The organism is Micromonospora sp. SD19 (genome assembly GCF_054462275.1).
Genome location: NZ_JBTLMN010000002.1, coordinates 504,422 through 518,425, shown reverse-complemented (window position 1 = coordinate 518,425; position 14,004 = coordinate 504,422). Strand labels below are relative to the sequence as shown.

At 74.2% G+C, this 14,004-nt stretch carries 13 protein-coding genes; 3 read left to right on the top strand and 10 right to left on the bottom strand.

The genetic code is table 11. The features are described 5' to 3' along the window. Positions 1 to 6: 6 nt before the first annotated feature. The 3 genes from ACX27O_RS09525 to ACX27O_RS09515 are packed head-to-tail and all read right to left on the bottom strand — an operon-like array spanning position 7 to position 2,904. On the bottom strand, positions 7 to 861 hold the full coding sequence (locus ACX27O_RS09525) for an SDR family NAD(P)-dependent oxidoreductase (protein ID WP_458939283.1): 855 nt from the start codon (positions 859 to 861) through the stop codon (positions 7 to 9). Beyond that, the gene (locus ACX27O_RS09520; protein ID WP_458939282.1) at positions 858 to 2,198 is read right to left on the bottom strand and encodes a flavin-containing monooxygenase; all 1,341 of its coding nucleotides are present in this window, start codon (positions 2,196 to 2,198) and stop codon (positions 858 to 860) included. The genes ACX27O_RS09525 and ACX27O_RS09520 overlap by 4 nt, the downstream gene beginning before the upstream one ends. 58 nt (positions 2,199 to 2,256) lie before the next feature. Then, a complete protein-coding gene (locus tag ACX27O_RS09515; protein WP_458939281.1) occupies positions 2,257 to 2,904 on the bottom strand; it encodes a TetR/AcrR family transcriptional regulator in 648 nt (215 codons plus the stop codon). Between the two features lie 57 nt (positions 2,905 to 2,961). Between ACX27O_RS09515 and ACX27O_RS09510 the strand changes: the two genes are divergently transcribed. From ACX27O_RS09510 to ACX27O_RS09500, 3 genes are all read left to right on the top strand, one after another. After that, positions 2,962 to 4,323: an MFS transporter gene (locus ACX27O_RS09510; protein ID WP_458939280.1), complete on the top strand. Its 1,362-nt coding sequence runs from the start codon at positions 2,962 to 2,964 to the stop codon at positions 4,321 to 4,323. A 26-nt stretch (positions 4,324 to 4,349) separates the two neighbouring features. Continuing rightward, positions 4,350 to 5,504, top strand: a complete 1,155-nt coding sequence (locus ACX27O_RS09505; RefSeq protein WP_030327609.1) for a coiled-coil domain-containing protein — start codon at positions 4,350 to 4,352, stop codon at positions 5,502 to 5,504. Positions 5,505 to 5,735: 231 nt separating this feature from the next. Continuing rightward, the gene (locus ACX27O_RS09500) at positions 5,736 to 6,077 is read left to right on the top strand and encodes an RNA polymerase-binding protein RbpA (protein ID WP_030327608.1); all 342 of its coding nucleotides are present in this window, start codon (positions 5,736 to 5,738) and stop codon (positions 6,075 to 6,077) included. 69 nt (positions 6,078 to 6,146) lie between these two features. Here ACX27O_RS09500 and ACX27O_RS09495 read toward each other — a convergent pair whose 3' ends face one another. From ACX27O_RS09495 to kamD, 7 genes are all read right to left on the bottom strand, one after another. After that, on the bottom strand, positions 6,147 to 6,665 hold the full coding sequence (locus ACX27O_RS09495; RefSeq protein WP_458939279.1) for an FxsA family protein: 519 nt from the start codon (positions 6,663 to 6,665) through the stop codon (positions 6,147 to 6,149). Positions 6,666 to 6,733: 68 nt separating this feature from the next. Next, complete coding sequence (locus tag ACX27O_RS09490; RefSeq protein WP_458939278.1) at positions 6,734 to 7,543, bottom strand: polyprenol monophosphomannose synthase; 810 nt, start codon at positions 7,541 to 7,543, stop codon at positions 6,734 to 6,736. A gap of 34 nt (positions 7,544 to 7,577) precedes the next feature. Then, a complete protein-coding gene (gene lnt, locus ACX27O_RS09485) occupies positions 7,578 to 9,326 on the bottom strand; it encodes an apolipoprotein N-acyltransferase (protein ID WP_458939465.1) in 1,749 nt (582 codons plus the stop codon). Between the two features lie 578 nt (positions 9,327 to 9,904). Beyond that, the gene (locus tag ACX27O_RS09480; RefSeq protein ID WP_458939277.1) at positions 9,905 to 11,287 is read right to left on the bottom strand and encodes a glutamate mutase L; all 1,383 of its coding nucleotides are present in this window, start codon (positions 11,285 to 11,287) and stop codon (positions 9,905 to 9,907) included. Then, the gene (gene kal / locus ACX27O_RS09475; RefSeq protein ID WP_030327602.1) at positions 11,284 to 11,688 is read right to left on the bottom strand and encodes a 3-aminobutyryl-CoA ammonia lyase; all 405 of its coding nucleotides are present in this window, start codon (positions 11,686 to 11,688) and stop codon (positions 11,284 to 11,286) included. Before kal ends, ACX27O_RS09480 begins: the two co-directional genes overlap by 4 nt. Further along, positions 11,685 to 12,434 (bottom strand): lysine 5,6-aminomutase subunit beta, encoded by a 750-nt coding sequence (gene kamE / locus ACX27O_RS09470; protein ID WP_030327600.1) that lies wholly within the window; start codon positions 12,432 to 12,434, stop codon positions 11,685 to 11,687. Before kamE ends, kal begins: the two co-directional genes overlap by 4 nt. After that, positions 12,431 to 13,990, bottom strand: coding sequence for a lysine 5,6-aminomutase subunit alpha (gene kamD, locus ACX27O_RS09465; RefSeq protein ID WP_458939276.1), 1,560 nt, complete (start codon positions 13,988 to 13,990; stop codon positions 12,431 to 12,433). The genes kamE and kamD overlap by 4 nt, the downstream gene beginning before the upstream one ends. Positions 13,991 to 14,004: the final 14 nt, after the last annotated feature.

Here is a 14,004-nt window from a genome sequence, read left to right as displayed (position 1 = left end):
CCTCGGCTACCTGCCGCCGGTTTCCGGCGACCTCCGGGCGGCCCCGCGGTGCCGGTCGACCATCCCGGCGGCCAGCGGCGCGGCGTCCAGGTCACCGGCGGCGAGCCGGGCGGCGAGGGTACGACGCACCAACCGGTCGGCCAGCGCGGGCGCGTGCCGGCCGACGGCCATCTCCAGCCGGCCACGGGCGGTGGTCGCCACGTCCCGGGGCGCCCGCCGGGCGGTGGCGGTCCGCAGGATCGCCGCGACCACCCCTTCGACGGGCTCGGGGCGGGACACCCCCCGCAGGGACAGCCCGGCCTCGGCGGTGCTGTCGTGAATCGGTGAGGCGACCATGCTCGGGTAGACGACGCTCACCCCGACGTGGGTGCCCACCTCGTGGCGCAGCGCGTCGGCGTAGGCGACCAGTGCCCGTTTGCTCACCCCGTACGCGGCGGCGAGCGGCAGCGGCAGCACCGCCATCCGGCTGGCCACGAAGATCACCCGTCCGCGGGTGGTGAGCAGTGCGGGCAGCGCGGCGGCGGTGGTGCGCCAGGCGGCCAGCAGGTTGACCTCCAGTTGCCGGCGGACCACCTCGTCGGGAGGCAACTCGGCCGGCGCGGGACCACCGACCCCGGCGTTGTTGATCAGCAGGTCAAGCCCGCCGAGCCGGTCGACGGCGGCCCGCACCGCCGCCGGTACGGCGTCCGGGTCGGTCAGGTCGCAGCCGAGCACCGGCACGTCGTCGTCGGGGCGGGCGTGCAGGTCGAGCCCCACCACCCGGGCGTCGGCCGCGCTCAGCGCCGCGCCGAGGTGGCGGCCGAACGTCCCGCTCGCCCCGGTGACCAGCACCCGCCAGCCGGCCAGCGATCGGCCGCTCACCGGGGTGCCCGCACCGAGGACGGCGCGCCGGAGCGGGCGCGGCGGGCCCCGGCGGTCAGCTCCCGGGCCAGCTCGGCCAGGTAGACGTCGAAGTCCACCCGCATCGCCGGGCGGCGCTGACCCCACCGGGCGGTAGCGGCCCGTAGTTCGGCCCGGCACACGGCGCGCTGCCGGTCCGGGTCCGGCAGCGCGTACCGGCCGGCGAGGTGCGCCGCGATCAGCTTGGCCTGCGCCTCGACCAGCGGGAACGCGGAACCGGTGGACTGCATCAACCCGACGAAGCTCAGTCCGGGGGCGTCGGGGTGGAACACGTGCCGGTACAACGGCAGGGTGTCGGCGCCGCCGGCGAGCAGCGCCGGGTCGAGGAACGGCACGTCCACCCGGTAGCCGGTGCACCAGATGATCAGGTCGACGGTGTCGCTGCGGCCGTCGGTGAACTCCACCCGGTCGCCGTCGAGGGCGGCGACGCCGGGGCGGGCCTCGACGTCGCCGTGGGTCAGCCGCGACAGCAACCCGTCGGAGAGCGTCGGGTGGTCCTGGAGGAAGCCGTGCGTCGGCGCGGGCAGCCCGTAGCGGGCCGGGTTGCCGACGGTGGCGCTCAGCATCGTCTGGCTGACGCGTTGACGCAGCCGCCACGGCAGTCGGCGGGCCAACGCCCCGTTGAGGGTGTCCGAGGGGCGACCCAGCAGGTACTTCGGCACCACCCAGACGCCCCGGCGCAACGACAGTAGGGTGCGGGCCGCCGCGTACGACGCGTCCACGGCGATGTCCATCGCGGAGTTCCCGCCGCCGACGACCAGGACCCGCCTGCCGGCCAGCTGCTCCGGGCCCCGGTAGTCGTGGCTGTGCATCTGCTCGGCGGTGCAGGCGCCGGGGTAGCCGGGATCCGGCAGCCGGGGCACCCGGTTGTGCCCGTTGGCGACGACAACCGCGTCGACGGTGACCTCGGCCGGGCCGGTCGGGCCGGTGGCGGCCACCGTCCAGGTGCCGGTGGGGTTGCGGGTGACCCGCTCGACGGTGTGCCGAAGCCGGATGGTGTCGGCCAGCCCGAAGCGGGCGGCGTAGTCGGCGAGGTATCCGGCGACGCGCCGGTGGTCGGGGTAGTCCGGCCAGTCGGTGGGCATCGGGTGTTCGGCGAACTGGGTACGACCGCGGCTGGTGTTGAGGTGCAGCGTGCGGTACGCGGGTGAGTCGGGTGCCCCGTACACCCAGAGGCCGCCGACCTGCTCGGCGGCCTCGAAGCCGACCGTCGGCACGTCGGCGTCACGTAGTGCCTTGACCGCGGCGAGCCCGGCGGCGCCAGCGCCGATCACCGCCACCCGCTGTGCTGCGCCCATCGCCCCGCCCCCAATAAATCCAACGTCCGATGGATAATCGTCGGGCGGCGGCGGCCCGTCAAGGGGCCGGTGGCCCGTACAGCCCGTCGAGCATCCGGTGCACGAACGTCCGGAACTCGCACCGTTCCCGGGCGCCGGGCGCCCCAGCGGCCAACGCCACCACGTGCCCGTGGGTGGCCCACACCAGGCTCCGCACGGTGATGTGGGGAGTCGGCTCGGTCAGGGCGCCCGCCGCCGCGGCGGCGGTGAGCAGCTCCGCGACCAGCCGGTACAACGGCTCGGCGTAACGCTCGTCGAGCTCGGCGTGCCGCTGTGGCTCCAACCAGCGCCGCAGCCACAGCGCGGTCGTCTCGGGGCGGTCCTCCAGGAAGTCGACGAAGACGTCGACCAGTTCGTGCAGGGCCCGCCGCGCCGCCTCCGGACCGGCGTCGACAGCGGCGCGGGCCTGCTCGGCGGCCGCGGTCAGCACCTCCTGCTCGGCGGCGAACACCCGGGCGAAGCACGCGTCGTAGAGGGCCGCCTTCGTACCCGTGTGGTGCGCGACGGTGGCGACGTCGACCCCGGCGGCGGCGGCGACCTCCCGCAACCCGACGGCGTCGAAACCCCGCTCGGCGAAGAGCGCCGTCGCCGCGGTGAGCACCACCTCGCGGGTCGGCCGGGTCTCGTCGCGGCGGGGCCGACCCGGGCGGCGGCGGGGCATGGTCATGACCGTCATTCTGCCCCTAGAATCCAGCAACCGTTGGATTGTGGAGAGGATGCGGCGATGACCGGGCTGGACCGGCGGCCGGCGGCCGCCACCGACGCGACACTGCCCCGCGGACCGCTGGCGGGCTTCGCCGCCGGCTCCCTCGGCATGGGTGTCTGGGTGACAGTGCCCGGCCTGCTGCTGCTGTACTTCCTCACCGACGTGCTGGCGGTCGGGCCGTGGCTGGCCGGCCTGGCGCTGCTGCTGCCGAAGATCGCCGACGTGCTGCTGCACCCCTGGGTGGGGCACCGCGCCGACGTGGAACAGACCCGGCGCGGGGACCGTCGTCGCCTGCTGCTGCTCGGCTGCGCCCTGCCGGTCGCGTTCGCCGCGCTCTTCGCCGTGCCCGGCGGCCTGACCGGAGCGCCGGCCGCCGCGTGGGTGGCGGTGTTCTTCATCGCCGGCAACCTGCTCTTCGCCGCCTACCAGGTCCCCTACCTGGCCACCCCCGCCGACCTGCGGATCGGCTACCACGAACGCACCCGGCTGATGGCCTTCCGGATGGTCGTGCTGACCCTGGGCATCCTCGTCTCCGGGCTGCTGGCCCCCCTGCTGACCGGCGGCGAGGATACGACCCGGGGCGGCTACCAGCGCATGGGCGTGGTCCTCGCGGTGGGGATGCTGGTGGCCATGCTGGTCGGTGTCGCCGGCATCGCCCGGCTGCGCGGCTCCGCCGCGGATCGGACCCCGGCCGGGCACGGCGGGTGGCGGGCGCTGCGCGTCGCGCTGCGCGATGCGCAGTTCCGGTGGCTGGTCGCCGCGTACCTGGCGATGTCCACCACCACCCACCTGGTGCTCGCCGGCGTGCCCTACTACGCCGAGTACGAGCTGCGCGCGCCCGGCCTGACCACGGTGCTGGTGGCCGCGTTCGTGGCGCCGGCGCTGCTGGTCACCCCGCTCTGGCTGGTGGTGGCGCGACGCGTCGGCAAGCAGCGGGCGCTGCTCGGCGCGCAGGGCGCGTTCGCCGTCGGCTCGCTGGTGCTGGCGGTGGGCCGACCGGCCGGCCTGCCGGTGCTGATCGCCGCGGTGGCGGTGCTCGGGGTGGCGTTCGCCGGCATGCAACTGTTGCCGTTCTCGATGCTGCCCGACGTGATCCGCGCCGCCAGCTCCGACACCGGCGGCACCGGGGCCGGCACCTACACCGGGGTGTGGACGGCAACCGAGGCCACCGGCGCGGCGCTGGGCCCGTACGCGTACGCGTTGTGCCTGGCCGTGGGTGGTTTCGTGGCCTCGACGGCCGGTGAGTCACCGGTGCAGCCGGACGCCGCGCTCGCGGCGGTCCGCTACGGCTTCGGGTTGCTGCCGGCGGTGGCGATGCTCGCGGCGCTGCTGCTGCAACGCCGCTACACCCTGGACGCGACGGCCCGGACGACGACCTGACCGGCCGGCACTAGACTTCGCCCTCGATGGACGCCCAGCCCGCCACCACCGAGACCCGTCCCTGCGCCCACTGTGGAGCGCCGGTGCCGCAGCGTGTCGGCGCGGGCCGACCGTTTCGCTACTGCCGCGACAACGACGGCGCCTGCCAGCGCGCCTCCCGCAACAGCCGGATGCGGCACCGCAACGCCCCCGGCCTGCCGGGGCAGGTGGCCCGCACCTGGGAGGCGGTGGACCGGCTCGACCAGATCGTCGAGACGTTGACCGAGTCGCTGCACGCCGAGTTGTCCCCGGTGGGTGTGCAGCGGCAGCTCGCCCAGGCCCGCGCGGAGGCCGCCACCGAGATCGCGGCGGCGCAGGCCGAACGTGACGAGGCCCGCGACGACGCCGAGGCCGCGGCGGCCGACGCGACGCGCGCCCGCGAGCAGGCCCGCGACGCCCGCGCCGACGCCGACGCCGCCCGTCAGCGCGCCGAGCTGGCGCACCGGCAGGCCACCGCCGCCGACGAGCGGGCACAACACGCCGAGGACGCCCGGGACCAGGCGCGCCACGCGGCCAGCGCCGCCGAGGCGCTGCGTGTGCAGGCCGAACGCGACCGCGACCAGGCCCGCGCGGAGGTGCGGGACCTGCGCGCGCAACGCGACGCCGAGCGGCAGCGGGTCGCCGATCTCGTCGTGGAACGCGACGCGGTGCGCGCCGAGGCTGAGCGGGCCACCCGGGCCGCCGCCGACGCGACCGAGCGGGCCGGGCGGTGGCAGGCCGAGGTGCAGGACGTCCGGCGTCAGATCGAGCAGTCCCGCGCCGACGCGGCGCGTACCCGGGCGGAGGCCGCCGACGCGGCCCGGGCGCGTGAGCAGGCCGACCGGGCCCGCGACCGCGCCGAGGTCGCCGCCCGGCAGGCCGACGAGGCCCGGCAGGAGGCCGCGGAGCTGGCCGCGCGCCTGCGCGCGGAGCTGACCGCCGTGGCCGCCCACCGCGACACGCTCACCGCCGAGCTGAGCGTGGCCCGGCAGGCCGCGGCGACCGCCGAGGGACACCGCACCGCCCTGACGGTACGGCTCGACGCCGCCGAGGCCGACCGGGATCTGGCCCAGCGGCGGGTGGCGCAGCTCGGCGACCAGGTCAGTGACCTGGCGTTGGCGTTGGCCCGTCTCGGCGCCGGCACTCCCGGCGACACGACTTGAGCATCGTGGCGCAACCTTCGGTAAGCTTGCGCGGTTAACCTCCCCGGTGGCCGCGCACACGCACCGTTGTCGCGACTCGCCTGGGGATCACCTCACCGGGTGACCGTCCCGGCCGGCTACCCTTGGTCCCGGCCCACCCGTGGACGCCTCACGCCCTCGGGCGGGAATGGCGCGGCGGGGACGCACCGTTACACCCAGAAGACCAGCACCACGAACGAGGGGAAGTCGATCATGGGCGAGCGTATGCTGCGCGGAAGCCGCCTTGGCGCGGTGAGCTATGAATCCGACCGCAACACGGAGCTCGCGCCGCGTCAGACCCGCGAGTACCTCTGCGCCAAGGGCCACCAGTTCGAGGTGCCGTTCGCCGTCGACGCCGAGGTCCCGACGACCTGGGAATGCAAGTTCGACGGCAGCGTCGCCCGACTCGTCGACGGCAGCGAGCCGGAGCAGAAGAAGGCCAAGCCGCCGCGTACCCACTGGGACATGCTTCTGGAGCGGCGCTCGATCGCCGAGCTGGAGGACATCCTGGAGGAGCGCCTGCAGGAGGTTCGGACCCGCCGCGGCCGCGCCTGAGCCGCACGACACACAACGGCGACGCCCCCGGGGTTTCCCCGGGGGCGTCGCCGTTGCTGATGGGCGGTGTCAGTGTCGACCGGGCTCGACGATCTCACCCTCGATGGCCCGACCGCCGTCGACCACCACCGGCTGTTCCGGTTGCGGTGTCGGTTGCGGCGCACCCTGGCGCACCCGCACCGTGCGGGGCCCGAACAGGTCACCGGCGACCATCGACGACACCCGCCGCTCGGTGGCGCGGCGCACCCCGGCGCGGGCCAGCCGACGCACCGGCGGCACCAGCAGCAACACCCCGACCAGCCCGCTGACCAGGCCGGGCACCGCCAGCAACAACGCGCCCGCCAACCCCACCAGGCCGTCGGTCACCTGCCCACCGGGGGGCTGCCCGGCCGCCGCGGCGGAACGGAACCCCCGCCAGGCGCGCATCCCCTCGCGGCGCAGCAGCACCAGACCCAGCAGGGACGCGGCGAACACCAGCAACACCGCCGCGCCGAACCCCAGCGCCCGTCCCACGCCGATGAACACGGCCAGCTCCAGCACCACCGTCAGCAACAGGGCCAACGGTACGAACCTCAGTCCTCGGCGCATCTCACCTCATCGCCATTCCTGCGGACACCACGGGCGTGGTCCGCTCATCCAGCATGACACGACCGCGCTCACGGCCACCGCGCCTGACCGGTGGCGGTGCCGTGCAGGCCGCGGCGTACCGACTGGCGTCGGTCCCGCACACCCCAGGCGGTGATCCGCCACAGCGCCTCCGCCACGATCTTCGGGCTCATCTTGCTGTCGCCGTGTTCCCGTTCGGCGAACGTGATCGGCACCTCCACGATCCGCACCCCGGCCCGGTGCGCCAGCCGGGACAGCTCCACCTGGAACGAATAGCCCTGCGAGGTCACCGACTCCAGGTCGATCGCGTCCAACGCGCTGGTCCGGTACACCCGGTAACCACCGGTGGCGTCCGAGACGGGCATGCCCAGCGCCAGCCGCGCGTACAGGTTGCCGCAGCGCGACAGCAGCAGCCGCCGCAGCGGCCAGTTGAGCACCCGCGCGCCGCTGGTCCACCGGGAGCCGATCACCACATCCGCGTCGCGGGCGGCGTCCAGCAACGCCGGCAGGTCCTCCGGGGCGTGCGAGCCGTCAGCGTCCATCTCCACGACCGCCTGGTAGCCGCGCTCACGCGCCCACCCGAACCCGGCCAGGTACGCCGCGCCGAGGCCCTGCTTGCCCCGGCGGTGCAGCACCTGCACGTGCGCGTCACCGTCGGCGAGGGCGTCGGCGATCGCGCCGGTGCCGTCGGGGCTGTTGTCGTCGGCGATGAGGACCTGCACCGCCGGGGCGGCGCGCCGGACCCGGCCCACGATCGCGGCGATGTTGTCGGCCTCGTTGTAGGTGGGGATCACCACCAGCACCCGGCCCACCCCGGGCACCTCGTCCGGGCGTCGGATCGTATCGGTCGCCTGGATCACGGTTCCTCCGCTCCCGCCGGCGTACCGGCTGTTGCTATCCGGGCATGACCCGCCGTCGGCGCAGCACCGCCGCGCCGACCAGGGCCGCCGCGGCCAGCGCGGCGAGCGTCACCTCCGGCCACCAACCGAGGCGGGTGGCGAGGGTGCGTCCGTCGTCGAGGCGCACCTGCCGCACCACGACCTCCCGGGTGTTGAACCCGGTGGCATCGCTTACCCGCCCGTCGGGTGCGACGAACCCGGACACACCGACAGTGGAGGCCATCAACGCCGGCCGGCCGTGCTCCACCGCCCGCAACCGCACCATGGCCAGCTGCTGGCGGGCCTCCGCCACGTTGAACGTGGCGTTGTTGGTCTGCACCACCAGCAGTTGCGCGCCACCGGTGACGGTGTCCCGGACCACCTCGTCGTAGGCGACCTCGAAGCAGATCACGTCACCGAGCACGGCGGGGCCGGCGCGTACCACGCCCGGGGTGCTTCCGGGCACGAAGTCGTTGCGGATCAGGTCGACCTGCTTGCTGACCATCCGGGCCACGTCGCGCAGCGGCACGTACTCGGCGAACGGCACCGGGTGGCGTTTGGTGTACAGCTGCTCCATGTCGGCGCCGGTGCCGGGGCGCCACAGGATGCCGGCGTTGCGGACCTGCCCGACGTCGGGGCCCAGCAGCACCGCGCCGACCAGGATCGGCGCGCCGATGGTGTCGGCGGCCTGGGAGATCCGGGCACCGGCGGTGGGGTTGCGCAGCGGGTCGATGTCGCTGGAGTTCTCCGGCCACACCACCACGTCGGGGTGCGGCTGCTGCCCGGCGGCGACCCGCCCGGCCAGCTCGATGGTGGCGTCGACGTGGTTGTTGAGCACCGCCTGCCGTTGGGCGTTGAAGTCCAGGCCCAGCCGCGGCACGTTGCCCTGCACGATCGCCACGGTGACGGTGGCGCCGGACCCGGCGGAGGCGACCGGCACGAGCAGGGCACCGGCGGTCAGCGCGACGGCCACGACCGCCGGTACGACGACCGGCGTCCACCGCCGCACCGAACCGCCGCCGGACGGCGCGGTGGTGGTGGGGTTGGTGTCGGCGGGGCCGTCGAGCTGGTGGCTGTCGGCGGGGCGGTCGGGCCGGTCGGTGTCCGCGGTGTCGGCCGTGTCGATGCTCGGGCCGGTGCCGTTGGGGGTGGTGCGGCGCAGGGTGCTGACGGTGCGCCAGCCGGCGGTGACCAGCAACCCACCGACGAGGGCCACGGCGAAGGTCACCAGCGGGGCGCCGCCCAGCGCTGCCAGGCGCAGCAACGGCGACTCGTCCTGGCTGAACGCGAGCCGCCCCCAGGGGAACCCACCGAACGGGGTGCGGTCGCGCAGCGCCTCCTGGCCCACCCAGAGCAGCCCGGTCAGCGCCGGCCACGCCCAGCGGCCCCGGTCGGCCAGCGGCGACACCCAGGCGGTAGCGGCGCCCAGCAGCGCCAGGTAGCCGGCCTGCAGCAACGACAGCAGCACCCACGGCAGGTAACCGGTGTGCAGGTTCGTCCAGGCCAGCAGCGGGGCGAACAACGCCACACCGGTCAGGAAGCCCAGGCCGGCGCCGGCGCGCAACCGCCGCCGGTGCGCGGCGGCGGCCAGCAACGCCACCCCGACGGGCGCGAGCGGCCACACCCCGTACGGGGGGAACGCCACCAGCAGGGCCAGCCCGGCGGCCACGGCCAGGGGCACAGCGACCCGCAGCGGCAGCGGCCGACCCGCGACGACCGGCGTGCCGGTCACCCGGGGGGTGCGGGTTTCATCCTGGTCCAGCATCGTCACCGCAGCTTCACCTCGATCACCCGGCGAAGGCTACCCGCCTGATGGTCCCGCCGGCCGGGCCCCCCGCTCGCCGATCTTGCGCTTTCCGTGCCGACACAAGGGGCATTCCCGCCCACCTCGACGACCGAAACCGCAAGATCGCCGCAAGTGGGGGTGGCGTGGGAGTGGCGTGAGGGTGGGGGATGAAATCGGGGCGCGGCTGACGCCGCGCCCCGATGCTCCCAGGCCCTTCCCGGCCGGTGTGGCGAGGATGGGGCACGACGACCTTCGGACCGACCGGACGTGGACTGGCTGCCCCCGCCGGGCCGTTGTCTACTGGCCGTGCACCTCACCCTGCCCGTACACCGGTAACCGCGGCCGGTTCGCGCCGCCCCGCCGACCCCCGCCCGCTGGACCTGGCCGCCGCGACGATGACGCTGAAACATGTCGCTCGGCCAGCGGACGAAGGGACGAAGCGAACAACAGCCGCTTCCCGTGGTAGGACTCAAAGACGGTACGTGCCGACCCCCGTCGGTTGTCAACCCGCACCCGGCCTGTCGTGTGTTGCGACACGGCGTGTCGGTCGGCGAGTCTCACTGCGTACGCAGATGGTGACGCAGCAGCGCCCTCGCGGCCGCCGGGTGTTCCTCGGCGAGCAGCCCTCCGGCGGCCAGCACGTAGTCCGCGTCGACGACCGCCGCGGCGGCGCGCGGCAGCGCCCACCCGCCGGCGTGATCGGCCAGGACCGCCGACAGCACCTGCCCGGACATGTCCGCCGGGGCGTGCCGCAACACCCCACCGGAGCCCACCAGCAGCCGCACGTCGCGCAGGTCCCGCCCGGCCCGCTCACCGGTGGCCACGCCCCGGGCGTGCCGGCGCAGCGCCACCGTCGCGGCGAGGGTGGCGATGCGCCGGTCCACGGCCCGCTCGACGTCGTCAACGGCCAGCAACGCCGGGTCGCCCGCCCGACGCGCCGCGGCGGCCGCCAGGTCGTCGGACTCGTCCCCGGCGAGCAGCCGCTCCTCGACGGCGGCGCGCACCACCCCGGGGGCGCTCCACCGCATCCCCAGATCGCCCTCCACGGTGCGGGCCCGCCACAGACTGCCGGCGACCTCCCGGCCCGGCCCGGTGGCCCGCTCGTCGGGCGTGAGCACCGAGTACACGTCGGTGGTGGCCCCACCCACGTCGACCACGGCGAGATCACCACCGAGGGTGTCGGCGAGCACCTCCACACCGGTGAGCACCGCGTCGGGGGTGGCCGCCCGCACCAGCCGCGCGAACCGGGTGCCCCTGGACAGTCGTTTACCACCGATGACGTGACGCAGGAACACCGCGCGGATCGCCGAGCGCGCCGACGCCGGGGCGAGCACCCCGATGCGCGGCAGGACGTTGTCGGCGGCGGTGACCGGCACCCCGGCGTCGCCCAGCAACCCGGTCAGCTGCTCGCGCACGTCGGAGTTGCCCGCGTACACCACGGGCCGGCGCCACCGGGCCCGGGCCAGCCGGGTCGCGTTGTGGGTGATCGTGTCGGCGTCACCGCCGTCGGTGCCACCGACGAGCAGCACCACATCGGGTCGGGCCGCCCGCACCGCCGTCAGGTCGGCCGCGCCGAGCCGACCCGCCGCGACGTGCACCACGTGCGCGCCCGCGGACAACCCGACCCGCCGCCCGGCCTGCGCGGTGACCAACGGCTCATAGCCGATCACGGCCAGCCGCAACCCACCCCCGGCCGACGAACACACGTACCACGGCACGTCACCCACCCGCAGCCCCGCGGTGGCCGCCGCCACCGCGGCGTCCAGGCCGTGCAGCACGTCGGTGCCGACAGTGGTCGGCGCCGACGCCGCACCGGCGAGGACACCGGCGGCCAGGTCCACCACCGCCACCTTCGTGTACGTGGAACCGACGTCGGCGCAGACCGCCAGTGTCGCGGGCTCTCCCGGTCCGCGACCGCGGGGCTCGCGACCCTGGCTCATTCCTCGCGACCGACTGCGGCGGGGACGACCACGGTGCCGGTCGCGGTGACCGCCACGATCGGCGGGTCGAGGACCTCCGCGGCGGACGCGGAACGGTCCGGGCGACCCCGGCACACCACCGCGCAGCTCAACTCCAGGGTGCGGCTGCGGGTGCCCACCCGCGACACCTGCGCGGTCACCTGCACCACGTCCCCGGCGTGGATGGGCGCGTGGAAGCGCACGTCGGCGTACCCGGCGAACAGCCCCTCGTCACCGTCGGTGCGGATGCACACCTCGGTGGCGACGTCACCGAACAACCCGAGCGCGTACGCCCCGTCGACCAGGTTCCCGCCGTAGTGGGCGTGCGAGTACGGCACATACCGCCGGTGCGTCACCGTCAACCCGAGCCGTGCGTCGGTCATGCCATCGCCTTCCGTTGCGTGATCAGGGCGTGCACCAGGTAGCTGGCCACCTCGCCGGGCGTGGTGCCCCGACCGAAGATCCGGTCCACGCCCAACTCGTCGGTCATCGTCTCGTCGAAGCGGGGACCACCGACGATCAGCAGCGGCCGCCGCCCCGCCGGCATCGCCTCCCGGAACGCCGCCGACATCTCCCGGGTGTTGTGCAGATGCGCGTCGCGTTGGGTGACCACCTGCGACACCAACACCGCGTCGGCCTTCTCCGCCCGGGCGGTCTCCACCAACTCCGGCACGCTGACCTGCGCGCCCATGTTGGTGACCTTCAACTCCCGGTAGTACTCCAGGCCCTTCTCCCCCGCGATGCCCTTGACGTTGAGGATCGCGTCGATGCCCACCGTGTGCGCGTCGGTGCCGATGCACGCCCCGACCACCGACAGCTTGCGCCGCAACCGCTGCTTGATCACCGTGTTGACGTCCTTCGCCGATAGCAACGCGAAGTCACGCTCCACCACCTGCACGGCGTCGAGGTCGACCAGGTGGTTCACCCGCCCGTAGACGACGAAGAAGGTGAACCCGTCACCCATCGGTTTGGCGTGCACCACCATCGCCGGGTCGATGCCCATCTTGTTGGCCAACTGCACCGCCGCGCCCTCGGCCCGCTTGTCATGCGCCACCGGCAGGGTGAACGACACCTGCACCATCCCGTCACCGGTGGTGTCCCCGTACGGGCGCACGATCTGCTTGCTCACGCCGCCGCCTCCAGGATGTCGGTGGCTGGGTTGCAGTAGTCGGCCTCGTGCGCGGCGACCCCGTCGAGGCCCTTGCCCCGGTCCGCGGGCCGCTTCATGATCCCGAAGGTGCCCTCGGCGATCGCCGTCAGCAACGTCTGCTCCCCGATGCGTTCCAACAGGTCCAGCGCCTCACCGAGGACCTGGTTGGCGCGGCGGCGGATGAACCCGCCCGGCGCCGGCACGAAGTCCTCGTGCAGCCCACCGGCCGCGCCCAGCACGTACCGCACGTTCTGCAGGGCGATGTCCCGATCCGACAACCACGGTGTCACCACCGCCTCGGTCATCATCCCCACCAGCAGGATCCCCTGACCGGTCAGCGCACCGGCCAGGTTGAAGAACCCGTCGAGCAGGTTGCCCCGGAACACGTCACCGGTCATGTGTTTCGTCGGCGGCATCCACTTCAGCGGCGCGTCCGGGAACAACTCCCGGGCCAGCAGGGCGTGCGCCAACTCCAGCCGGAACGACTCCGGCACCTCCGGGTTGATCTCGAACGCGTGGCCCAGACCCAACTGCCAGTCCGCCAACCCCGCCTCGTGCGCGAAGAACTCGTTGAGCAGCTGCGACACCGTCACCGTGTGCGCCTCGTCGACGGCGTCGGCGGTGGTCAGATAGTTGTCCTCACCGGTGTTGATGATGATCCCGGCGCGGGCGTGGACCTGCCGGGAGAACCGCTGGTCGACGAACGTACGCACCGGGTTGATGTCGCGGAACAGAATCCCGTACATCGAATCGTTCAACATCATGTCGAGGCGTTCCAACCCGGCCAGGGTCGCCATCTCCGGCATGCACAGCCCCGACGCGTAGTTGGTCAACCGCACGTAGCGTCCCAACTCCTTCGACGACTCGTCCAACGCCGCGCGCATCAACCGGAAGTTCTCCTGCGTGGCGTACGTGCCGGCGAAACCCTCCCGGGTCGCGCCCTCGGGCACGTAGTCCAGCAACGACTGCCCCGTCGAACGGATCACCGCGATCACGTCCGCGCCAGCCCGCGCCGCCGCCTGCGCCTGCGGAATGTCCTCGTAGATGTCCCCGGTCGCCACGATCAGGTAGATCCACGGCCGCTGCTTCGGGTCCCCGTGCCGCTTGATGAGCCGGTCCCGTTCGGCGCGCCGCCGGTCGATGCGCCGGATGCCCGCCCCGACCGCCCTGCGCGCCGCCGACCGGGCCGCCGTCGCGGCCCGCCCGGTCGGCTGGGTGAACCGCACCGACCCGGCCGCGGCCTTCTGCGCCAGCAACGTCACATCGGTGCCGCCCTCACGGGCCAGGGCGTCGAACACCGGCACCGCGACCCCGTGACCCAACCCCACGTCCGCGACGACCGCGTCGACGAGCCGGTTGACCCAGGGGATGCCGTCCGGGTCGGCGCCGCTCACCCCGGCCAACCGCAGCACCGCCCGCTCCACCGACACGGTGGTGTGGCTGCGAGCCAGGTCCACCACCGGCTGCCCGGCCCGACGCGCCAACTCCCGCGCCCGCGCCACCAACACCGGATCAAGATCAAGCTTGCCGGTCACGCCACACCGCTCAT

Excerpts from the sequence above, each read along its gene's own strand:
- ACX27O_RS09520 (WP_458939282.1), bottom strand. The coding sequence starts at position 2,198 with ATGGGCGCAGCACAGCGGGTGGCGGTGATCGGCGCTGGCGCCGCCGGG.
- ACX27O_RS09515 (WP_458939281.1), bottom strand. The coding sequence starts at position 2,904 with ATGACCATGCCCCGCCGCCGCCCGGGTCGGCCCCGCCGCGACGAGACC.
- ACX27O_RS09510 (WP_458939280.1), top strand. The coding sequence starts at position 2,962 with ATGACCGGGCTGGACCGGCGGCCGGCGGCCGCCACCGACGCGACACTG.
- ACX27O_RS09505 (WP_030327609.1), top strand. The coding sequence starts at position 4,350 with ATGGACGCCCAGCCCGCCACCACCGAGACCCGTCCCTGCGCCCACTGT.
- ACX27O_RS09500 (WP_030327608.1), top strand. The coding sequence starts at position 5,736 with ATGGGCGAGCGTATGCTGCGCGGAAGCCGCCTTGGCGCGGTGAGCTAT.
- ACX27O_RS09495 (WP_458939279.1), bottom strand. The coding sequence starts at position 6,665 with ATGCGCCGAGGACTGAGGTTCGTACCGTTGGCCCTGTTGCTGACGGTG.
- lnt (WP_458939465.1), bottom strand. The coding sequence starts at position 9,326 with ATGCTGGACCAGGATGAAACCCGCACCCCCCGGGTGACCGGCACGCCG.
- ACX27O_RS09480 (WP_458939277.1), bottom strand. The coding sequence starts at position 11,287 with ATGAGCCAGGGTCGCGAGCCCCGCGGTCGCGGACCGGGAGAGCCCGCG.
- kal (WP_030327602.1), bottom strand. The coding sequence starts at position 11,688 with ATGACCGACGCACGGCTCGGGTTGACGGTGACGCACCGGCGGTATGTG.